20 protein-coding genes are annotated in these 21220 nt (G+C 66.9%); 4 read left to right on the forward strand and 16 right to left on the reverse strand.

All coding sequences use genetic code 11. The features are described from left to right. Positions 1-8: 8 nt before the first annotated feature. The 8 genes from FHW64_RS12285 to FHW64_RS12320 all read right to left on the reverse strand — a co-directional run bounded on the left by FHW64_RS12285 (position 9) and on the right by FHW64_RS12320 (position 9805). Entirely contained in the window at positions 9-1547 is a 1539-nt protein-coding gene (locus FHW64_RS12285) for a hypothetical protein (protein WP_184526513.1), read from the reverse strand. Continuing rightward, a complete protein-coding gene (locus tag FHW64_RS12290) occupies positions 1537-2787 on the reverse strand; it encodes a RimK family alpha-L-glutamate ligase (protein WP_184526515.1) in 1251 nt (416 codons plus the stop codon). The genes FHW64_RS12285 and FHW64_RS12290 overlap by 11 nt, the downstream gene beginning before the upstream one ends. Then, positions 2784-4310, reverse strand: a complete 1527-nt coding sequence (locus FHW64_RS12295; RefSeq protein WP_260303785.1) for a pyridoxal-dependent decarboxylase — start codon at positions 4308-4310, stop codon at positions 2784-2786. The genes FHW64_RS12290 and FHW64_RS12295 overlap by 4 nt, the downstream gene beginning before the upstream one ends. Positions 4311-4431: 121 nt before the next feature. Then, positions 4432-5406: a tripartite tricarboxylate transporter substrate binding protein gene (locus FHW64_RS12300; protein ID WP_184526517.1), complete on the reverse strand. Its 975-nt coding sequence runs from the start codon at positions 5404-5406 to the stop codon at positions 4432-4434. 28 nt (positions 5407-5434) lie between these two features. Continuing rightward, positions 5435-6988: a bifunctional 3-(3-hydroxy-phenyl)propionate/3-hydroxycinnamic acid hydroxylase gene (locus FHW64_RS12305; RefSeq protein ID WP_184526519.1), complete on the reverse strand. Its 1554-nt coding sequence runs from the start codon at positions 6986-6988 to the stop codon at positions 5435-5437. Continuing rightward, a complete protein-coding gene (locus FHW64_RS12310; RefSeq protein ID WP_184526521.1) occupies positions 6985-7848 on the reverse strand; it encodes a fumarylacetoacetate hydrolase family protein in 864 nt (287 codons plus the stop codon). The genes FHW64_RS12305 and FHW64_RS12310 overlap by 4 nt, the downstream gene beginning before the upstream one ends. Before the next feature lie 20 nt (positions 7849-7868). After that, complete coding sequence (locus FHW64_RS12315) at positions 7869-8774, reverse strand: VOC family protein (protein ID WP_184526523.1); 906 nt, start codon at positions 8772-8774, stop codon at positions 7869-7871. Beyond that, entirely contained in the window at positions 8771-9805 is a 1035-nt protein-coding gene (locus tag FHW64_RS12320; RefSeq protein ID WP_184526525.1) for an amidohydrolase family protein, read from the reverse strand. Before FHW64_RS12320 ends, FHW64_RS12315 begins: the two co-directional genes overlap by 4 nt. Positions 9806-9891: 86 nt before the next feature. On the opposite strand from FHW64_RS12320, the gene FHW64_RS12325 reads away from it, so the two are divergent. Then, positions 9892-10818 (forward strand): LysR family transcriptional regulator, encoded by a 927-nt coding sequence (locus tag FHW64_RS12325; protein WP_184526527.1) that lies wholly within the window; start codon positions 9892-9894, stop codon positions 10816-10818. Positions 10819-10821: 3 nt separating this feature from the next. Here the strand turns inward: FHW64_RS12325 and FHW64_RS12330 are convergent, their stop codons facing one another. From FHW64_RS12330 to FHW64_RS12340, 3 genes are all read right to left on the reverse strand, one after another. Continuing rightward, positions 10822-12399 (reverse strand): S9 family peptidase, encoded by a 1578-nt coding sequence (locus FHW64_RS12330; protein WP_260303786.1) that lies wholly within the window; start codon positions 12397-12399, stop codon positions 10822-10824. 116 nt (positions 12400-12515) lie between these two features. Next, a complete protein-coding gene (locus FHW64_RS12335) occupies positions 12516-12848 on the reverse strand; it encodes a GrlR family regulatory protein (protein ID WP_184526529.1) in 333 nt (110 codons plus the stop codon). Between the two features lie 94 nt (positions 12849-12942). Beyond that, positions 12943-13839 (reverse strand): helix-turn-helix domain-containing protein, encoded by an 897-nt coding sequence (locus FHW64_RS12340; protein WP_184526531.1) that lies wholly within the window; start codon positions 13837-13839, stop codon positions 12943-12945. Between the two features lie 128 nt (positions 13840-13967). On the opposite strand from FHW64_RS12340, the gene FHW64_RS12345 reads away from it, so the two are divergent. The 3 genes from FHW64_RS12345 to FHW64_RS12355 are packed head-to-tail and all read left to right on the forward strand — an operon-like array spanning position 13968 to position 17148. Beyond that, the gene (locus FHW64_RS12345) at positions 13968-14954 is read left to right on the forward strand and encodes a Bug family tripartite tricarboxylate transporter substrate binding protein (RefSeq protein WP_184526533.1); all 987 of its coding nucleotides are present in this window, start codon (positions 13968-13970) and stop codon (positions 14952-14954) included. A 2-nt stretch (positions 14955-14956) separates the two neighbouring features. Then, positions 14957-16699: a thiamine pyrophosphate-binding protein gene (locus FHW64_RS12350; RefSeq protein ID WP_311733295.1), complete on the forward strand. Its 1743-nt coding sequence runs from the start codon at positions 14957-14959 to the stop codon at positions 16697-16699. 23 nt (positions 16700-16722) lie between these two features. Further along, on the forward strand, positions 16723-17148 hold the full coding sequence (locus FHW64_RS12355; protein ID WP_184526535.1) for a heme-binding protein: 426 nt from the start codon (positions 16723-16725) through the stop codon (positions 17146-17148). Positions 17149-17175: 27 nt separating this feature from the next. Here FHW64_RS12355 and FHW64_RS12360 read toward each other — a convergent pair whose 3' ends face one another. The 5 genes from FHW64_RS12360 to FHW64_RS12380 are packed head-to-tail and all read right to left on the reverse strand — an operon-like array spanning position 17176 to position 21209. After that, entirely contained in the window at positions 17176-18210 is a 1035-nt protein-coding gene (locus FHW64_RS12360; protein WP_184526537.1) for an L-idonate 5-dehydrogenase, read from the reverse strand. A gap of 22 nt (positions 18211-18232) precedes the next feature. After that, entirely contained in the window at positions 18233-19018 is a 786-nt protein-coding gene (locus FHW64_RS12365) for a glucose 1-dehydrogenase (RefSeq protein WP_184526538.1), read from the reverse strand. Next, entirely contained in the window at positions 18981-19529 is a 549-nt protein-coding gene (locus FHW64_RS12370) for a gluconokinase (RefSeq protein ID WP_184526540.1), read from the reverse strand. The genes FHW64_RS12365 and FHW64_RS12370 overlap by 38 nt, the downstream gene beginning before the upstream one ends. A 3-nt stretch (positions 19530-19532) precedes the next feature. Further along, entirely contained in the window at positions 19533-20528 is a 996-nt protein-coding gene (locus FHW64_RS12375; protein WP_184526542.1) for a D-glycerate dehydrogenase, read from the reverse strand. 9 nt (positions 20529-20537) lie between these two features. Then, the gene (locus FHW64_RS12380; RefSeq protein WP_184526544.1) at positions 20538-21209 is read right to left on the reverse strand and encodes an RraA family protein; all 672 of its coding nucleotides are present in this window, start codon (positions 21207-21209) and stop codon (positions 20538-20540) included. Positions 21210-21220 lie beyond the last annotated feature (11 nt).

Genomic DNA, 21220 nt, shown 5'->3' on the forward strand with positions numbered 1-21220 from the left:
GAGTGAGGCTAGGTGCCGAGGGCCTGCGGCTGCCGCGTAATTCGCGGCACCGGGCCCGAAGCCAACGCGGCGATCTTGTCCAGGCATGCCATCGCCTGCGCGATGACGCCGGCACCCAGGTCGCGATCGCGGGCGGCCTGCACCACCAGCCGCGCACTCATGCAGAGGCGCAGGGCGCAACCCACCGGCTGACCCACCTGGTAGGCCCATTCGCCGCAATCCGGCGACGTCGCGGCGATGCGGCGATGGATGTCCGCGGTTTCGTCGCGGCCGAGCGGAATCCGCTCGCCCCCGGGCGTCGGCCGGTACAGCAGAAAGGGATGGATGGTCTGGATGTCGTCCCAGGTCGGCAGGGCACCAAGCGCAGTGCGGTCCAGTGCAGGCACGGGCAGGGCCTCGAAGCACGGATCGCGAGACAGCCGCATCTGCACTGCTGTCGCGAATCGCCGCAGGATGTCGCGCGTCAGCTGTGGAGGAACCGCCTGGAAGGCTCGCAGTTCATGGATCGCTGCCTGCCAGCGCATCAGCAGGCCGAAGTTGGCATGCGACTCCAGGGCCTCGGCGCCGGGCCAGTCGCGCGGCCATTCCTCGCGCGCGGAGTAGGCGCGCAGTGCAGGTGGAAGAGGGCGCGTGCGGCGCGCAGCACCGAGCGTGGGCGGCAGCATGAGCGCGCCGGAGAACGGTGGGCCGGTCAGGAACTTCGAGCCGGTCACCGCGACCATCCAGCCGTGGCGCAGATAGGCCTGCAGCGTCACCGGTTCGATCCGGAACTGGCAGGCATCCACCAGCACCTGCACCGCAGAACCCCAGCGTCGACGCAGCGCCAAGACCGAGGCGATCCCCGGTGCGATGCATCCCGTCTTGGAAACGTCCATCAGCACAAGCAGCACGCGGCGACCCGCGCCCACAGCACGTTCGACGAGCATTCCGATCTCTGCATCGACAAGCTTCGCATCGCGTGGCGTGCCGTCGGGCGTGCGGATCGGCACGTCGAGGATGTCGCATTCGCATGAATCGACCAGCATCTCGCCGGGCACCGTAGGGCGGCCGAGTGCACTGCAGGTGCTGAAATGCCGCCCGGCCAATGCCGCACGTACGCCGCTGCCGCTTTCGGATTGCCCCGCCGTGATCACTGCGAGCGGTCTGTCGGTCTCGCCATCGCAAGCCACCCGTGCCGCAAGAAGATGGACGTCCGTGCCTGACGCCGCGAAAACGAGTCCCGTGCCGGAAGCGGCATCGATGCCGCACAACTGGAGCAGCTCGGTGCGCAACCGGTCCATCTCCTGCCGGTAGAGTTCTGCAGGCGAACTCCATGCGAGGCCACTGGCGAGGCGCTCGCGAAGCGCATCGACGACGGCCAGCGCCAGCGGCGAAATGCCCGAGCACGTCGACGAGCCGAAGGGCACCTGATTCGATGTCGCGACAGGGCTGCATCCGTAGGGGTTCCGACCCGTCGCCGGGTCGAGCGCGATGCGGTGGTCCCCACCGCTGACGAGCAACTCCCGGGTCGATGGCAAGAGCCCGCCCGGAGGGGCATCACTCCGCATGCTCTCTCTCGCTGGCATGGACCAGCAGCGTCCTGAATGCGTCGAACACCTTGCGCATCTGCGGTTGCTTGTAGGGGAACAGGTCGACTGGATCGATGTCGTGCACCACCATCGCCGTGTCGACCTCGAACACGAGCAAGTCGCCTGCTGGAGTCTCCGCGCAATCCAGGCCGAGGTAGTCGAGGTCCATGCGCTCCTGGATCAACGCCAGGGCGCTACGGTGGCGCAGCGCAAAGCCGTGGTCGAAGTCGCGCATGATGGCCGCTTCCTCGTCCCGCTTCGCCTGGCTCTCCGTCATGCCGGCGTTGAGGTAGTGAATCATCCAGTGATCGGAGATGCCCACGTGGCACACGTAGGGGCATCCTTCGATGAGGGCGATCCGGTACTTGCGGAACTGGCCGTCCGCGCTGCGGTAGTCGATGAAGCGCGAGACGTAGAACGCGGAAGCGGTGCTTTGCGCGAGATAGTCGATGAGGGCAGCCGGGTCGTCGATCTTTTCAAGGCCCTTGCCGGCGTGTGAGCCCAGGGGCCTCACGATGATTGGAAAGCATCCGTCCGGCAACACCAGCGAGAGTTCCTTTCGCGCATGCGCGACATCGTCGAGCGCCTGCCGGTCCACACGCGATGTGATCGGCATGCAGACGCCCGGCAGTCCGGCGAGCACCGAAGCGGCCGCGTCGCGCGAGAGTCGTTGCACGCGCTCCGGCATGTTCAGCACAGGGCGCGGCCAGATCGCTGCGAGCTCGCGAAGATGTTCGAGGACCGGCTGCGTGCGGTCGGATTCGCCCACCGCGATGAACAGCACGTCATGCTCCGGCACGGCGTCGGGCAGCGGTTTGTCCGGCGTGACGTAGAGCGCATCGAGTGCGATGTCGCTGTCGTGCAGAAGGCATTCGAGCGGCGTGTTCGACATCAGGTCGCCGGACACCATGATTGCCAGCACGCGCAGGCGAACCTCGCCGCGGCTGGGCGCTACCACGTGATAGAGCCGCTGCATCTGGAGCGCCTCCGCCTGCACGTTCATGGCCAGCGCGTGATCGCCGAGCATCTGCAGCACGAGCGACAGATCCATCAGCGCATAGGCGTCATCGGGGTGCGCCTGGACGCGCGCGATCAGTTCCGCGCCGAGAGGGCGCAGGTCCTGGTTCAAGTGCGCCGCCTGTATCAGCGTGCGCAGGCTCATCAAGGTCGGTGAAGAGGATTCCGCGATGGTGGTCGCGGCTTCGTGGATGGCGTTCATGGTGTGGAGCCGGCTGTCTCGGCAGCGGATGAAGATGCGCTCAGTGAGCGGCCAAGCGCGAGGGTCGCGCCGAGGAGGGCGTCGATCTCCTGCATGGTCGTGCGGTGGTTGAACAGCGCGATGCGGATCGCGAAGCGTCCATCGAGCACCGTCGACGAAGGTGCCACCACGCCGGACTCCTGCAGGGCGACGACGAGATCGCGGTTGAGTCGATCGAGGATCTCGCTTTTGCACTCGGCGCCGTACCGGCCCACGAAGCGGAAGCAGACGATGTTGAGCGACACCGGTGCCAGCAATTCGAGCTCGGGCGATTCGCCGATGCGTTGTGCAAGCTGCTGCGCAAGTTCGCAGGTGTGGGCGATCATCTCGCCCAGGCGCTGGGCGCCATGGACCTTGATCGTGAACCACGTCTTCAGTGCGCGAAAGCCGCGCGACAGATCGGGGCCGAAGTCGCAAGGCCAGGGCGAACCGGCGGACATGCCCCGATCGCCACGGCTGAGATAGGTGCCTTCATGCGTGGCGAAGGTGCGCAGATGCAGTTCGCGATCCCTCACCACGATGAAGCCCGCGTCATACGGGACTTGCAGCCACTTGTGAAAGTCGAACGCGATCGAGTCCGCGAATTCGATGCCGCGCAGCCGTCCCGCCAGCGCCGGGCTGAGCATCGCCATGGCGCCGAACGCGCCGTCGACGTGGAAGTGCATCCGCTCGCGCCGCGCCAGGCGTGCGATGGCGTGGAGGTCATCGATGGCGCCGGTGTCCACGGTTCCGGCGGTGCCGACGACGAGAAACGGTGTGAGGCCCGCCGCGCGGTCGATGGCCACGGCGGCGGCGAGGCTCGCCAGGTTCATCCGGCCCTTGGCGTCCACGGGGATGGCGCGCAGGTGGTCGCGTCCCAGGCCGGCGAGATCCATCCCTTGCGCGATGCACCCGTGCGCCCGTGCGGAGGTGTAGGCGACAAGGCCGGACGAAAGCCGCGCGACGCCCCGTCGCCTCACCTCGTCGCCCAAGGCGCTGGTCCTTGCGATCAGCACGCCGATCAGGTTGGCCATGGACGAGCCGGTCAGGAACAGGCCGCTCGCGTCTTTCGGGAACCCGAACAGTTCGATGACCCAGCGCAGGACCTGCTTCTCGACTTCGATCGGCATGTGGTCGCGCCCGCCGAGATTGGCGTTGAGCCCTGCGGCGAGCATCTCCGCGAGCATTCCGACGACGTTGCCGCCGCCATGGACCCAGCCCATGAAGCCCGGATGCGCGTTGCCCACGGCGTAGGGCAGGATGTCCTGCATGAAGCTCTGGTGGACGTCCTGAAGGTCGCTGCCTTCAGCAGGCAGCGGTGCGCGGAACCGTTCACGGACAGCGTCCGGCGCTGGCTGCCAGACGGGCCGCTCCCGTATGTCTTCGAGGTAGTTCAGGATGTCGTCGAGCATCCTGTGACCCTCCGCCCGCACCGCGCGCCAGTCGTCGGGATCGAGGCTGCCGGAACTGGAGGGCAGCCCGAGGGCAGAAGAGGAGGTGGGCATGACGAGTGGCTGTCGCAAGTGACCTATGCGGGGCAGCTTATCGTCGCAAGCGGAAATCCAATGCCGCGAACACAGCGGCTTTCATGCCTCACCTCGCCGGCATCGGCGCCGGCGCCGCCGCCTATTCCGGAAGGATGTTCAGGTCGGTCGTGAGTTTGGCCCAGCGGGAGTGCTCGGCGGCCAGGTAGGTCGCCATCTGGTCCACCGTGCCCGCGCCTTCGGTCATCGGGCCGATGTCGAGCAGGCGCGCTGCCATGTCCTTGTCGCTCAGCACGGCATCGAGATCGCGGTTGAGCTGCTGGATGACCGCCACCGGGGTGCGTGCGGGCGCGACGATGCCGATCCAGCCGGCGTAGTCGAAGCCGGGCAGGGTTTCCGCAAGCGCCGGGACGTTTTCCCAGCCCGCGATGCGCTTGGCCGTGGTCACTGCGATCGGTCGCAGTCTTCCGGACTTGACCATCTGTGCGATCGAAGGAACGTCGCTGATGAGCACTTCGGTCTGCCCGCCGACCGTGTCGGTGACGGCAGCGGACACCGATGCATAAGGCACCGAATTCACCTGGATGCCGAGCTGCGCGGCGACGAGGCGCGTCATCATTCCGCTGAAGGTCTTGGGGCCTTCGTTGGCCATCGTCAGCCGCTCGGGGTTGGCCTTGGCGTAGGCGACGAGATCCGGGAGCGACTTGATCTTCGAGTTTGCATTGACGGAGATCGCGAACGGCACCTTGCCCACCATGCCCACCGGAACGAAGTCCTTCCTGGGGTCGTAGGGCAGGTTCTTGAAGAGGTAGACGTTGGTGACCAGCGCCGCCGCAGTGGCGAAGTAGAAGGTGTAGCCGTCCGGCGCGGCCCGCGAGACCGCCTGCGCGCCGATGGCGTTCTGGCCGCCCGGCTTGTTCTCCACCACGATCGGCTGATTCCACTTTCTCGACAACTGGTCGCTGATCATTCGCGCCATGGCGTCGGGTCCCGAGCCGGCCGGTTGCGACAGCACGAACTTGACCGGTTTGTCGGGCCAGCTTTGCGCCGAGGCAGCGAAGGTGGTGGAGTAAAGCGCCGCAGCGCTGACCGAGAGGGTGAATTGGCGTCGATTCATTGTGTGTGTCTCCTAGTTCGTTGTGTCGTTATGCGGGGCAGGCGAGCGTGAGTCCGAGCGTTGCGGCGGCTTCCTCGAGCAGCCCGGCAATCGCATCGGTTGAAGCAGCGACGCCGAAGACGTAGTTGTCGGGGCGCACCAGTGCCGCGGTGCATTCGTTGCGCTGGAGCCAGTTGGCTGCGACGCCTTCCACCTCCGGCGTCGATGCGAGGTCGACGACCTGAAGGCCGGGAGGCACGCTCGTGGTGGCCCTGAACGCCGCGGCATCGGCCAGCACGAGGCGCCAGCCATTGCCGAAAGCCGAGTCCATGCGCTGCTTGCCCGTCCTCGTGCGAAGCCAGGGTTGCGGGAAAAGCGTTCCGCGCGCGGCATGCGGGTGCTTCGACAGGAGTCCACCTTCGAGTCGAGGCAGGATGTCCTGGCGCGGCGTGTCGCGGACTTGTCCTCCGCATTCGGCAAGCATGCGTGTGTCGCGGCCACGGGCCTTCTCGACATCGCGCTCGCAGATCACCGCGCCGACGCCCTTGATCCGGCTCGTGAGTTCACGCACGTGTGCCTTGCGTTCGACGCCGTAGCTGTCGAGCAGCGCATCGGCAGCCGCACCTTGCACGTCACCTGCGAGGACCGCGCCGAGCTTCCACGTGAGATTGGCGACATCGCGCACGCCCTGGCACATGCCTTGGCCAAGGAACGGCGGCTGCATGTGCGCCGCATCGCCCGCCAGGAAGACCCGGCCCCGGCGCCATTCCGCAGCGACCAGCGCGTGGAAGCGATAGCTGGCCTGGCGCCACAGCTCGCCGTCCTCGGGCGTCAGCCAACGCGCCAGCAGCTTCCAGGTTTCTTCGGCCTTCTCGACCTCGCGCGGATCCTCGCCGGGCTTCAACGAGATTTCCCAACGCCGATGGTTCTTCGGGCCGATCACGATCGTGCAGGGCCGCTCGGGTTCGCAGTACTGCACGCTGACCGGCGGCAGCTTGGCGAGGCCGCGCTCGTTGACCAGAACGTCCACCACGAGCCACGGCTCATCGAAGTCGAGGTCTTCGAGCGGCATGTCGAGCTGCGTGCGAACCGCGCTCGATCCGCCGTCACATGCGATCGCGTACTTCGCCCGAACGGTCTTCGTGCCCTTGCCGGGGCTGTCGATCGCGAGGGAGACGCCGTCCGCATCCTGGTCGATGCGCAGCATCTCCACGCCGAGGTCGACTTCGACGTTCGGCATCTTCGTCACACGTTCGCGCAGGGTGCGCTCGACCGCCGGCTGCGTGAACACCATCGAAGGCGTGTACCCCTGGGGGTAGGGCGGCTCGACCATGGTCATGCGCCGGATGAGCTGCCCGTCGACGCCGAAGTACTCCGAGTTGGTGAAGGGCTCGCAGAAGGGCTGCACGGCTTCGGCGACACCCAACTGCTGGAACACGCGCATGATCTCGTGGTCCAGCGCGATGGCGCGCGGGATCTGGTAGACATCGACGAGGCGCTCGCAGACGTAGACACTCAGTCCACGCTGGCCCAGCAGCCCGGCGGCGACCTGGCCGGCCGGGCCGTAGCCGACGATCGCGACGTCGAACACGGCTTCGCTCATGACGCCTCGTTCACGATCGGGTTGGACAGCACGCCGATGCGCTCGATCTCGACTTCGTAGGTGTCGCCGGCCTTCATCCAGACCTGAGGCGTGCGAGCCTGGCCGACGCCCGCGGGCGTGCCCATCACGATCACGTCGCCGGGCTCCAGCGTGAGCACGTCGGCCAGCAGCGCGATGGTCTCGGCCACGTTGAAGATCATGTCGGTGGTGTTCGCGTCCTGCATCACCTCGCCGTTGAGACGGCCCTGGATCTTCAGGCCCACGGCGCCCGCAGGGAGTTCGTCGGCGGTCACCAGCACAGGGCCGAAGCCACCGGTGCCGTCGAAGTTCTTGCCGATGGTCCATTGCGGCGTGCGCTTCTGGTAGTCGCGCACGCTCATGTCGTTGAAGCAGCTGTAGCCGAAGACGTATTGCAGCGCGTCGGCTTCCTTGGTGTGGCGAGGAACCTTGCGTCCGATGACCACTGCGAGTTCAGCTTCGTAGTCGAACTTCGACGACACGGTGGGCACCACGCCCGCATCGCCATGCGCGATCAGCGAGCTCGCGCCGCGGAAGAAGAACCACGGATAGTCCGGCTTCTCACGACCACCTTCCTTGGCATGGTCGAAGTAGTTCAGGCCCAGGCAGACGATCTTGCCCGGCTCCGGCACGAGCGGAGCGAGCTTCGCGGCCTTCAGCGGCTGGCGCGTGCCGGCTTCGAGTGCGCGGCGCGCGGCGGCCTGCAGGTCGGTGCCGGCACGCAGTGCTACGCGCAGGTCGGCCGGTGCTTGCGCGTCGGCGTCGTTGAGGTCGATCAGGTCGTTGCCGTCGACGAGGGCCAGGCGCGTTGCGCCGTCGCGCAGGTAGGTGGTGAACTTCATGTGATTTGCTTGGTTGGAGATCAGGAATTCGGAGCGAAGAAGATGCGCTTCTGCGCTTCCTTCAGCGTGGCGCCGGGGGGCGGCGAGATGCCCCACTGGTCGACACGGCCAGGAGGCCACTTCCAGTGCTCGGGGCCATGGGACTCATAGCTGTCGTCGACTTGTTCGACTTCGGCCGTGTATTCGATGACCACGCCGAAGGGATCGATGAAGTAATTGAAGAGGTTGTTGCCGGGGCCATGGCGGCCCGGTCCCCATTGAATCGGGAAGCCGGCATCCTTCATGCGACCGCCGCCGCGCATCACCGACTCGAAGTCCGGCATCAGGAATGCGATGTGGTTGAGCGCGTCGTTGTCCGAGATGCCGATGGCGATCGTGTGGTGATCGCTGTCGCAGTTCATGAAGGCCATGATCCCGGTGCGATCCGCGAGCCGGAACCCGAGGGCTTGCTCGAGGAACGCCTTCGTCTCGTCCACCGCATGGCTGTTGAGCACCACATGGGTCAGCCGGATGGGCCGATCAGCGACCGGCGCATCTTCAGTACGACGCGCGTCGTCGTGCACGACCTGGAACACGCGGCCATGCGGATCCTTGAACTTGAGGCCGATGCCTCCAGCCGGGTCGCGCGACAGTTCATGAGGCGCCGCGAGGATCGTCCCTCCTGCCGCCGTCACCCGCTCCTGGATAGCATCCAGCGCGGCGCGGCTGCGTGCGCGCAATGTCACTTGCCGAAGTTGCGGAACGTCGCCGCCGCGATGCAGCGCGAGCAGATAGGTGTTGCTCCCGGTACCGCGCAGGTAGAGCGTGTCGTCGTCGCGATGGGCGACTTCGAGGTTCCAGGTGCGCGTGTAGAAGTCCTCGGCCTTCGCCAGGTCGGGAACGAAGAGCGCCACGCTGCGCAGGCTCTCGATCCAGGGTGAACTCATGGGGTGGTCTCTTTCGTCGTGAGGCCGAGAAAGCGCTCGGCATTGCGGTGCACGAGCGCGGCGACGGTGTCGGCATCGAAGCCGCCGGCTTCGATGCGTTGCACCGGCGTGCGATCGTGGAAGTTGAAGGGGTAGTCGGTGCCCACCAGCAGTTGGCTCGGACCGAACTGATCGACCAGATGGCGAAGCATCGGCGTGTCGAAGACGAGGGTGTCGTAGAAGAGCCGGCGGGCCTGCTCGGCAGGCGCGGCGCCGATGCTTTCCTTGAGTGCTGGAAAGACACTCCAGCCTTGCTGCAGACGTGCCAGCAGCGAGGCGAGCGTCCCGCCGCCGTGACTGAAGGCGATGCGCAATCCCGGGCGTCGCAGCAGCAGGTTGCTCGTGATGACGGACGCCGCTGCCAGCCCCACGTCACCCGGATAGGCCAGCACCTGCTGCAAGGGCGCGGGCCCGACGAGGCGATCCATGCCGGCGGGCCGCAACGCATGCACGAACACCGCAGCGCCCATGTCTTCGCAGGCTTCGAAGAACGGATCGAGTTGCGGCGCGCCGACCGGCACGCCATTGATGTTGCTGCCGATCTCCACGCCGGCAAAGCCGAGCGTCTTCACGACGTATTCGAGTTCGGAGATCGCGAGGTCGATGTCCTGAAGAGGCACCGCTCCGAGTCCGGCGATGCGTCCGTCGCTTTGCCGGACCATCTCCGCAATGCAGTCGTTCGTATAGCGAAGCAACTGCTGCGCGTCGCCGGCCGCCATCCAGTAAGACAGCAGCTCCGGCATCGGCGAAACCACCTGCAGCGCCAGGCCCATCCCGGGGAGATCCTCCAGGCGGCGGGTGGTGCTCCAGCACGCGTCGGACACCGTGCGGTAGACCTTGTCCGCAATCATCACGTGCCGGTGGCACGCGTGCGCGGGGGCCATCGACGGCCAGTCGGCAGGCACCTTGGCGCCGATGTAGCGCGGGAAGTGCTCGGGCACGACATGCGCATGCACGTCGATGCCGCAGTTGCAGGCGGTCGTGTGTTTCATCGAGTTCTATCTGTCTCCGGGGCGCCATCCTAGGAACGGGTGCCAATCCTGTACAGACGTTTTTGCCGATACATAAAATCGGTTTCATGGATATTCGTTCCGTCGACCTCAATCTCCTGGTGCTGTTCGATGCGATGGCCCGGCTGCGCAGCGTGAACAAGACAGCCGAGGAGATCGGCCTGAGTCAATCGGCCACCAGTGGCGCGCTGTCGCGATTGCGCGAAGTGTTCGACGACGCGCTGTTCGTGCGAACCGCATCGCGGATGGAGCCCACGCCGCGTGCGCTCGAACTCGCCCCGGCCGTGCACAGGGTGGTTCAGGCCATCCAGTCGGAGATCCTTCAGCAGCCGAGCTTCGATCCGCTTCGCTCCGATCGGACCTTCACGATCCTCACGCCCGACATCGGCGAGGTGGCGTTCCTGCCCGGCGTGCTGCGCCGCATGCGGGTGGAGGCGCCGCATGTGCGGCTGCAGGCGGTCTCCCGACCGAGAACTGCGGCTGCGGAATCACTGGAAAAGGGAGAGGCGGACCTCGCGGTGGGCTTCTTTCCCGACCTGCAGCGCGCGGGCTATTTCCAGCAGTCGCTGTTCATGAGTTCCTATGCGTGCGTCGCGTGCGCGCGCAACGATGCGGCGGGCCATCGCATGACACTCAAGCAGTACCTCGCGGCAAGGCACGTCGTGGTGAGACCCGATGGGCGGGAGCATCTGCTGGACCGCTACCTCGATGACAAGGGCTGGCACCGGCCGGTGAGCCTGGAGCTGTCGCACTTCATGAGTTTGGTGTCGATCCTGCCGGGCAGCGACCTCATCGCCACCGTGCCTCAGGACATCGCGACAGCCGTCGGCCGGCTCGTCAAGTTGCGCGAGATCGCGCTGCCGTTCAAGCCGCCTCAACTGCAGGTGCGGCAGTTCTGGCATCGCCGGATGCAGAACGACCCGGCGAACCGCTGGCTGCGGGATGTGTTCCATGCGGTCAACCGCCGCGATGCGGGCGCGGAGATGCCGCTCTGAGCTTCAGCCGCCGGCGTTGAGCACGCCCTCGAAGAACACCCGCACCGACTGCATGCAATACGCCGGCACCAGTTCGCCGTGATAGGCGAAGGCCACCGACTGGTCGAGCTGCGCATCGGTTCCCGTCGATTGCGCCCGCTTCTGCGCCTTGGCCTGCGCGAAGCCTGCGCGCGCCGCCGAATACGCGTCGCTGGTGCCTGATGCTTCCAGATCGACGACGGAGAGCGAGGTCGGGGTCATCCCACGCGCGCGGAAGTACCCGGCGGTCGCGAGGCTGCTGGTGAAGTTGACGGTCGGATCGTTGGAGCCGCCGCACATCATCACGGGCCTTCTCGGCAGCCAGTTGCGCAGGTCATTGGCCACGGCGGCACTGCGCAGGCCCGTCAACGGGGAGCAGTCCAGCGGCGACGTCGTGGAGAGCGAGGCCGCTGTCGCCGGCAGCGCGTTGCCGGGGCAAGGGCTGGCCTGCACATCGCCGAACCATGTCGTCAGGTAGCTCTGCCGCACCAGGTTGCCCGCGCCGTACTCGATCGCCACGTTGGCGTTCAACGGCCCGGGCGTGGCATTGGCCGGGAAGAACGCGTACTGCGGCAGTTTGCCCGTCGCGAACAGGTCACTCCGCGACAGATAGTTCGGTAGCAGCGTGTCGATGCCGGTGGCGTACGCGTCTTCGTAGATATCACGCGTGTTCGCGTAGATGTTGCCGAACTGCTTCTGCCAGCTGGTCGTGATCAGCGGGAAGAATACGGTGCTGCCGAATTCCGGCAGCCCGCTCGCGGTGTAGTCGATCAACAGGCTGATCGCCGTCGGTGCGGACATCGGGGCCGATGCGGTCACCGTCATGTTCGCCGCCTGCATTGCGCGATGCGCTGCGAGCGCCGCATAGCCGCCTTCGGAATAGCCCGTGACCAGCAGCGTGCCTGCGTCCAGCGCTGAAAGCGAAGTCAGCGTCGAGCGAGCCGCCGTGAGCGCATCGATCATCTCCTTGCCCTGCTGGTCGGCATTCAGGAAGGGGTGATAGGGCAGCGACGACTTGTCGTAGCCCGCATAGTTGGGCGCGACCACGATGTAGCCCTGCGCCGCGAACATGGCCGCCACGATCACGCCTTCCGCAGCAGCCGGCTGGTTGGTGTTGGTGATGTTGGAGATGTCGTAGTTGCGCTCGGTCGCGGTGCCGTGTCCGTACAGCACGATGGGGCGCGGCCCGTTGCAGGCGGGGTCCGTGCCGGCGGGCAGCATGATCGCGCCGCTGGCCGGCACCGATTCGCCTTGCGCCCCCACGGTTTGGTATTGCAGGTAGCGCACATCGATGCCGCACTTGGGCACGCCCGCGGCCTGTTCGACGCGCTTGCCGGTGGAGTCGGCTTCGAGCAACGTCTTGAACTGATCGACGGACAGGCGAACGACGCGATCCGGCACGGGCGTGAGCGCAGTGCCGCGCGCCGGTGCCGCATTGGCGCCGTTGATGGCCGTCACCAGCGCGCCATTGCTGCCGCTTCCGCCGCCGCCGCACGCTGAAAGGAGCAACAGGCACGATGTGGCAAGGGTGGGCGCGATCAAGCGGCTGGCCAATCGGGTCATGGGCATCTCCTGCATGGGAATCGAATACCCCGCGAGGGTGCTGGCCGCGCGCACCGCAGCCTTGCCAGTCGCCGCCGCTTCTTCTTGAAGCATCCGGCCTACACGAAGGACGCCGGCTACTCGAACGCCTTCAGGAGCGTCCCGGATGCGTAGATCCTCACGCCCGACCCGGCGGGCTCGCAACTGAGCTTGAAGGTCTCGTTGCCCAGCGACGTGCCCGACCAGTTGAGGGTGAAGATCGGATCGCGCCCCAGCGGTGAATCGGCGGCGAAGTTGTGCCGCGTGACTTCCATGAGCACATTCAATTCGCCGTCGCTGCGATCGATCTCGCCCCGGTAGAAGTGCAGGGCATCTGCACCCACGAAGAGGTTCCTGTTGATCAGGATGGTCCCCTTCCCGAGGTTGCCGACATTCGTGGTGAAGGTGGATTCGTAGATTCCGTTTTTCATCGTCGCGAGCTCCACCAGCAGGCTAAGGCCTGCGAGCGGTGCGCACCGTAGGAAGCCGCTGACGGCGATGGTAGGCAGCCGCGCGATGGGCCGCCTATCGGGGTACCTTGACGCCCTGTACCGCTTGCGCGCGGTACTGCGAAGGTGAACAGCCCATCGCCCGCGTGAAGAACTTGCTGAAGTAGGCCGGGTCCTGATAGCCGATCGCCGCGGCGACTTCGAGCACCGACATCGGCGTGTAGGCCAGCAGCCTTCGCGCCTCCAGCATCAGGCGCTCGTGCAGCAATTGAAGGGCGGACTGCCGGGTCACGTTGCGGCAGGTGCGGCTCAGGTGGTCGGGCGTCACGCCCAGCGCATCGGCGTAGAACGGCAGGCCGCGGTGCTCACGGAAGTGCTTCTCCGCGAGGGCGAGATAGCGTTGCACGAGCGCGTCGCGCGCGCCCGGCAGCTGGGTCTTCTGGACGTGCTCGCCGTGCAGGCGCAGCAGGAGCACCGCAAGGAGCGTCGCGATTGCCAGCAGCGCCGGCACGCGGCCCGTGCCATGGCCGCGGAACTCGCGGGCAAGCTTTTCGAAGAGCGATGCGCAATCGTCGCGCGCCTCGTCGGTGAGCCCGGCCAGCACGAAGGAGCCCGCCAGGCCCGTGTCCGCGAGGCGCGTGCCGGCAAGCAACTGCTGCAAGGTCGCGCTGGGGATGGTCACCTGGTGCCCCATGGTGTCGCGCGTGTGCCTGAAGCCGTGCACCGATCCCGGTGCGATCAGCAAAATCGCCGGCGCCTTCGCATCGACCGCGCGTCCGTCCACGGTGCCGCTGATGTGGCCTCGTTCGAGAAACTGGATCTGGTGCAGGCCCTCATGGCGATGCGCCGGAATCGTCCAGTCCATCTCCTTGCCGCGCACGGCGACGGGCTCGTAATGCAGGCAGTCATCGGGCTGTTCATGTCGAACTTCCCGGAAGGGAACGAGGAGCAGGGGGGCAGCGGCAGGCTTCACGGCAGGGCGAATGCAATCGAGGCCGGAAAACTACCTGCCGTGGCGCGATTTGTCCATTCGCAGCAACGCGCAGTGGCCCGACCATGCAGGCAAAGACAACAAGGGCACGCACGCCCAGGAGACAAACCATGGACCGCAGACACTTTCTTCATCTTCTGAAGGCCAGCGGCGCACTGGCCGCGCTCGCGCCGATGAGCCGGGCCTTCGCGCAACTGAACGGCAATGCATCGATCATCTCGGGCTTTCCCGCGGGCGGCATGGGCGACAACGTGGCGCGCCCGCTCGCCGAGAAGCTGCGCGGGCGCTACGCCACCAACATGCTGGTGGATGCGAAGACCGGCGCCGGCGGCCGCATCGCGGTCGAATACGTCAAGCGCGCGGCGCCGGACGGGTTGACCATCCTGCAGATCCCGAGCTCGCCGATGACGCTCTACCCGAACACCTACCGAAAGCTCAACTACGACCCGATCGCCGATTTCGCGCCGGTGACCACCACGGTCAACTACGCCTTCGTTCTCACCGCCGGCCCGGGCCTGCCCGCCGAGATGAAGACGGTGGACGACTACCTGAAGTGGGCCAAGGCCAATCCCGGGCAGGCCAACTACGGCGTTCCCGCCGCAGGCTCCGCGCTGCACTTCGTCGGGATGATGCTGCAGAAGGCCAGCGGCACGCAGCTCACCGCGGTGGCCTATCGCGGTGGCGCGCCGCTGCTTAACGATGTGCTGGGCGGGCAGGTGCCGGTCAGCGTGAGCGTGCTCGGGGAGGTGATGCCGTACATCCGCGCCGGCAAGCTGCGCGGACTTGCCGTGTCGAGCCCGCAGCGTTCGCCCTTCCTGCCGGACGTGCCCACCTTCGCCGAGCAGGGCTTCGCCGACATCGTGGTGCAGGAGTGGCTCGGCTGGTTCCTGCCCGCACGCACGCCCGCGGACGTCGTGCAGAAACTCAATGCGCTGGTGCGCGAAGGCCTGCAGTCGCCCGAGTTCATCGAGTCGCTGGCCAAGGTCGGCCTGCAGCCGGTGCACCAGAGCCCCGAAGAATTCGCCCGCATCGTGCGCGCCGACCAGCAGCGCTGGGCGCCGATCGTCAAGGCGGCCAACTTCACGGCGGAGGACTGACAGTGGCGGTCGTGCAATTGAATGGCGCACAGGTCCTCACGCGCTTGCTTCTCGCGGAGAACGTGCGCGACATCTACGGCATCGTCGGCGGCAAGCTCGGGCCGCTGCTGCATGCGATCTCGCAACAGGAGCAGCTTCGCTTCCTGGGCGTGCGGCACGAAGCCGCGGGGCCGATGATGGCCGCGGCGACCTACGCCGGCACGGGCCAGATCGCGGTGGCACTGGGCGAGATGGGACCGGGCGGGCTCAACCTCGCGTCGGGCCTCGGAGTGGCCTTCGGCAACAACCTGCCGTTGCTGGCGATCACGACCAATCAGCATCGCGCCGCGAGCTATCCGCACAGCGGCATGTTCATGGACCTCGACACGGTGGCTGTGACGAAGCCCATCACCAAGTGGAACGCGGTGGTGCACGATGCGCGGCGACTGCCGGAACTGGTGCGCCGCGCCTTTCGTGAAGCGCTCAGCGGTCGGCCCGGCCCGGTGCATCTCGATATTCCGCAGGACGTGCTCGGCCAGCCTTGCCGGATCGACGACGCGGAGTTCGCGCTTGCGCCTTCGCGCTATCGTGCCCTCGGTCGCATTCGCCCGGATGCCGGTGAACTCGCGCGGGCTTCGGCGCTCATGCGGTCCGCCCAGCGGCCGCTGATCGTTGCCGGCGGCGGGGTGGTCGCCAGCGGCGCGACCGCGCAGGTGCGCGATCTGGCACGGCGCTGGAGCGCACCAGTGTTGCCGACACAGATGGCATTGGGCGTCGTCGCATCGGACAGCCCACATTTCATCGGCCACGGCGGCCTGATTGCCGGCGAGCCCATCCGACAGGCCTTCGAGCGTGCGGACCTGATCCTCGCCGTGGGGTGCCGATGGTCGTCGTGGATGTGGGATGAGCGGGGTCCGCTCGCGCGTCGCTCGCAGCGCATCATCAGCATCAACATCGATCCTTCCGCATTGGGGCAGCCTGCGCTGCACGAGGTGGCGCTGCAGGCCGATGCAGGCGCGGCGCTCGACGATCTGCTGGCCCGTTGCGGCGAAGACCTGACCGCCAGCGTCGATCGCGACTGGCTGCCGGGTCTTCGGCAAGCGCGCACTGCCTACGAGGCATGGATCGGCGAACTGTCCGGGCAGGGCGAACCCGGCCAGCCGATGCATCCGGCTGCACTGGCCCGTGCCATCGGAGAGGCATTGCCCGCCGATGCGCTGGCCGTCTTCGACGGCGGCCACACCACCTTCTGGAGCAACGACCTCACGCCGGTGCGCGAGGCCCGCACGCGCTTCCACGAACCGGGCATGAGCCACCTGGGATTCGGCTTGCCCTATGCGATTGCGCTGCAGGCGCAGGATCCTGCGCGCAGGGTCGCGCTCATCACGGGCGACGGCTCCTTCGGCTTCACGCTCAACGAACTGGACACCGCGCGACGCTATCGGCTACCGGTGCTCTGCATCGTGCACAACAACGCGGCCTGGGGCATCATCCGCGCTGGACAGCGCAATGCGCTCGGCTTCGAACTGGGCACCGCGCTCGACGAAACGGACTACGCCGCCATCGCGCGCGGATTCGGCTGCCATGGCGAGCGGGTCACTTCGCTGGCCGAAGTGGGCCCCGCGATCCGGCGTGCGCTGGCTTCGGGCCTGCCGGCCGTGATCGACTGCCAGACCCGCTTCGTGCCGCATCCGGCCATGCCCGCCTTCGGCAGCATGAACCGCTATGGTTTCGATGCGCTGTCCGCGCCCGACACCAGCCAATGAACCGAGAAATCAAGGAACCACTCATGACCAGCCTGACCCTGCAGCAAGCCCAGACGATCATCGACGCCGCATTGAAGAAGTCGAAGGAAGCGGGCTACCAGCCCATGGGCATCGCGGTGCTCGATGCCGCCGGCCATCTCAAGGCCTTCGCGAGCGAAGACGGCGCGAGCATGTTCCGCTTCGATGTCGCGCGCGCCAAGGCCTGGGGCGCGGTCGGCATGGGCGTGGCGAGCCGCAAGCTCGCCGAGCGCGCCAAGGACAACCCCAACTTCTTCGTCTCGCTTGCAGCCACTGCCGACGGCAAGTTCCTGCCGCAAACCGGCGCGGTCGTGATCCGCGATGCGGCCGGCAAGCTGATCGGCGCTGTGGGTGCAAGCGGCGGCACGGGCGATGAAGACGAAGCCATCTGCATCGCCGGCGTGCAGGCCGCGGGCCTGGCGCACGGCTGAGCCGGCGCCTCTGCCTGATCGAGGGCGCTACTCGAAGCTGAGCAGCACCTTCATTGCCTGCGATCGATCGGCCGCCAGCGCAAAGGCGCGGGCTGAATCACGGTAGGAAAGCGTTGCCGAGATCAACGGCTTCACATCGACCAGCCCCTTGTTGAGCAACTCGACCGCCACCGCGAATTCCTCGTGGAAGCGGAAGGCGCCGCGCAGGTCGAACTCCTTGGCGACGATGGTGTTGATCGGAAGCTGGATCTCGCCGCCGGCCAGCCCCAGTTGCACGATCACGCCGCGCGGCCGCAGCGCCGCGAAGGCGCCCACCAGTGCGCGCGCATTGCCGCTCGCCTCCAGCAGCACATCGAAGCTGCCCTTGTCGGCCGTGAAGCGGTCGAGCCCATCCGGCTGCTCGGCGACATTGATCGCCTCGTCCGCGCCGACCTTGAGTGCCTTGCCCAGCGTGTGGTTGCCGACATCGGTCGCGACGATGTGCGATGCACCCGCACGACGCGCCGCAATGATCGCGAGCGCACCGATCGGCCCGCAGCCGGTGACGAGCACCCGCTTGCCCAGCAGCGGCCCCGCGCGCCGCACCGCATGCAGCGCGACCGACAGCGGCTCGGCCATCGCGCCTTCGCCATCGCTCACCGAGTCGGCGAGGCGATGCGCCTGCCATTGCTCGACCACGATCTGCTGGCGGAACGCGCCCTGCACATGCGGGGTGCGCATCGCGCTGCCGTAGTAGCGCATGTCGAGGCAATGGTTCTGCAGGCCTTCCTGGCAGTACTTGCAGCGACCGCACGGGCGGCTCGGGCTGATCGCCACGCGCTCGCCGGCCTTGAAGGCCGTGCCCGGACCGACCGCTTCGATCATCCCGGCCACCTCGTGGCCCAGCACCATCGGCTCCTGGATGCGCACGGTGCCGAAGCCGCCGTGCTGGTAGTAGTGCAGGTCCGAGCCGCAGATGCCGCCGCAGCGCACGCGCACGAGCAACTGGCCGGCTTCGAGTTCAGGGGTGGGGACTTCTTCGACGCGCAGGTCGCCGGGCGCGTGAATGACAAGGGCTTCCATCAGTGTTCCTGTTGCGGTTGGTTCAGAGCGTTGCGGTCACGCCGCCGTCGACATAGAGGATGTGGCCGTTCACGAAGCGCGATGCGTCGCTCGCGAGGAACACGGCCGCGCCCATCAGTTCCTCGACATCGCCCCAGCGGCGCGAAGGGGTGCGGCCGATGAGCCAGGCGCTGAAGTCGGCGTTCTTGACCAATGCATCGTTCAGTTCGGTCTTGAAGTAGCCCGGACCGATGCCGTTGATCTGCAGGCCATGCGGACCCCAGTCGATCGCCATGCCCTTGGTCAGCATCTTCACCGCGCCCTTGCTCGCGGTGTAGGGCGCGATGCCGGGGCGGCCGAGTTCGCTCTGCACCGAGCAGATGTTGATGATCTTCCCTTGCTTGCGTCCGATCATGTGGCGCGCGACCGCCTTGCCGACGAGGAACACGCTGTCGAGGTTGGTCTTCATCAGCTCGTGCCAGTGGGCTTCCTCGAACTGGTCGAGCGGCGCGCGGCGCTGCATGCCAGCGTTGTTGACGAGGATGTCGATCGGACCGACTTCGGCTTCGATGCGGTCGACTGCGGCGTTCACCGCATCGCCTGCGCTCACGTCGAAGCAGGACGTGAAGACTGTTGCGCCTTCGTCGCGCAACTGCGCGGCGGCACGTTCAAGCTTGTCGGCAGAGCGTGCATTGAGGACTACGCGCGCGCCGGCGCCGGCCAGCCCGCGCGCAATGGCATAGCCGATACCGGCGCTGGAGCCGGTGATGAGGGCGGTGCGACCGGTCAGGTCAAACTGCTTGAGGATGGGCTGCAAAAGTGTCTCCATGGGTTCCAGTTGTGATTTCCGCTTCCTCGAGCCACCGCAGGACGGCATCGCACTGCGCTTGCACCGGCGCCATGGCGTCGCTCCGGAACACCGCCGGTTCGCCGGCGGGCGGTTCGAGCACCAGGAACTGGTTGTCGACCAGGCTGGCCGGGAACAGGTGTCCCGGCCGTGCGGCCACACGCGCTTTCGATGCCTCGCGGCTGATCTCGAGGTAGACGATCTTCAGCGAAGGCTCCGCACGACGCAAGCGAGCGCGGTAGCTGCGCTTGAGCGCGGAACAGGTGAGCACCGCGTGATCCGGGGCCGAGGCCAGCAGCGAGCCGAGTTTTGCGATCCAGGGTTCCCTGTCGCTGTCGTCCAGCGCGACGCCGCGGCGCATCTTGTCCTGGCTCTCGGGCAGGTGATGGTCGTCGCCTTCGATGAGCAGGCCGTGTAGGGCGCGCGCGAGACCCGCGGCGACCGTCGACTTGCCGCAACCCGCGACACCCATGACGAGAAGCTTGTGCGGCATCGTTCAGCTCGCGAGCACTTCGGGATTGACCGGCGTCGGCGGACGGCCCGCGGCCTGGCCGAAGCCGAGCGCGGCGATCAGGTTGTCGGCCGTGAGCGACGCCATCGCGAGACGTGTGCGCACCGAGGCACTGCCGATGTGCGGCGTGAGCACCACGTTCGGCACGGTGAGCAGGTCCGGATGGATGTCCGGCTCGCCTTCGAAGACATCGAGGCCAGCGGCGGCGATGGTGCGCTCGCGCAGCGCCTGAGCGAGCGCCGCGTCGTCCACGATCCCTCCTCGCGCGATGTTGGTCAGCGTGGCGGTGGGTTTCATCAGCGACAGTTCGGCCGCGCCGATGACGTGGTGTGAAGAGGGGGAGTAGGGCAGCACCAGCACGAGGTGGTCGGTTTCCTTCAGCAGCGTCTGCTTGTCGACATAGCGTGCGCCGCTGGCAACCTCAAGCGCTTCGGGCAGGCGCGAGCGGTTGTGATAGATCACCTTCATGCCGAAGCCGGCCGCGCCGCGCCGTGCGATCGCCTGCCCGATGCGCCCCATTCCGAGGATGCCGAGCGTCGCGCCGTGCACGTCGCTGCCGACGAACATGTCGTAGATGCCCGTGCGGCTCCAGCCGCCGCCGCGCAGGAAGCGTTCGGATTCGGTGATGCGGCGAGCGGTCGCCATCATCAACGCGAAGCCGAAGTCGGCGGTGGTCTCGGTCAGCACGTCTGGCGTGTTGGTCACGAGCACGCCCCGCGCGGTGCAGGCCGCGACATCGATGTTGTTGTAGCCGACGCCCACATTGCAGACGGCCTTGAGGGACGGACAGGCATCGAGCAGCGAAGCGTCGATGCGCTCGCTGCCGGTGCTCATCACGCCGAGCTTGCCTTGCAGGCGGGCCTTCAGTTCATCGCGGCTCCACGGCGTGTCGGCCGGGTTGTCTTCCACATCGAAATGCGTGCGGAGGCGGGTGGTGATGTCGTCGAAGGTGGCTCGCGTGACGAGGATCGATGGGCGCACGTTGTCTCCTCAGTTGTTGCAGCGCGCCTCGAGCGCGTCGATGAAGGACCGGTCCCAGCGGCCTTCCTTCATCGCCTTGATCGTTTCGGCTTCGGCCGCCAGGTGCGCGAGCGCCTTCTCGATCAGCAGCCCGGCTTCGTCCGGCGCGAAGGCCAGCAGTCCGTCCTGGTCGCCGACCACGATGTCGCCGGGATTGACCACCATGCCGCCCACACTCACCGGCACATTGATCTCGCCGGGGCCGTCCTTGTAGGGGCCGCGATGCGTGATGCCGCGCGCATACACCGGGAACTCGCGCTCGCGGATCTCCGCCACGTCGCGGATCGCGCCGTCGATCACCACGCCCTGGAGGCCGATCTGGGCCGCATAGAACGTCAGGATGCCGCCGACCACCGCGTTGTTCAGGTCGCCGCCGGCATCGACCACCAGCACGTCCCCGGGGCGGCAGAACTCGAGCGCGCGAAGGTAGGTCAGGTTGTCGCCGCCGCGCGAGCGCGCGGTGACCGCGGTGCCCGCCATCGTCGGGGCGACGGGCTTGTGATAAGGGGCGAGCCCCGTGGTGCCGATGTTGCGATGCATGTTGTCGCTGAGCGCCGCGACGGGGATCTCGCGCAGTGCGGCGAGGATCTTCGGATCGACCGCATTGGCCGACGGGTTCTTGCGGATGGCTTTGTAGGGCATGGTGTCTCTTT

The sequence above is a fragment of the Variovorax sp. Sphag1AA genome, assembly GCF_014192575.1.
Taxonomy (GTDB): Bacteria; Pseudomonadota; Gammaproteobacteria; order Burkholderiales; family Burkholderiaceae_C; genus Variovorax.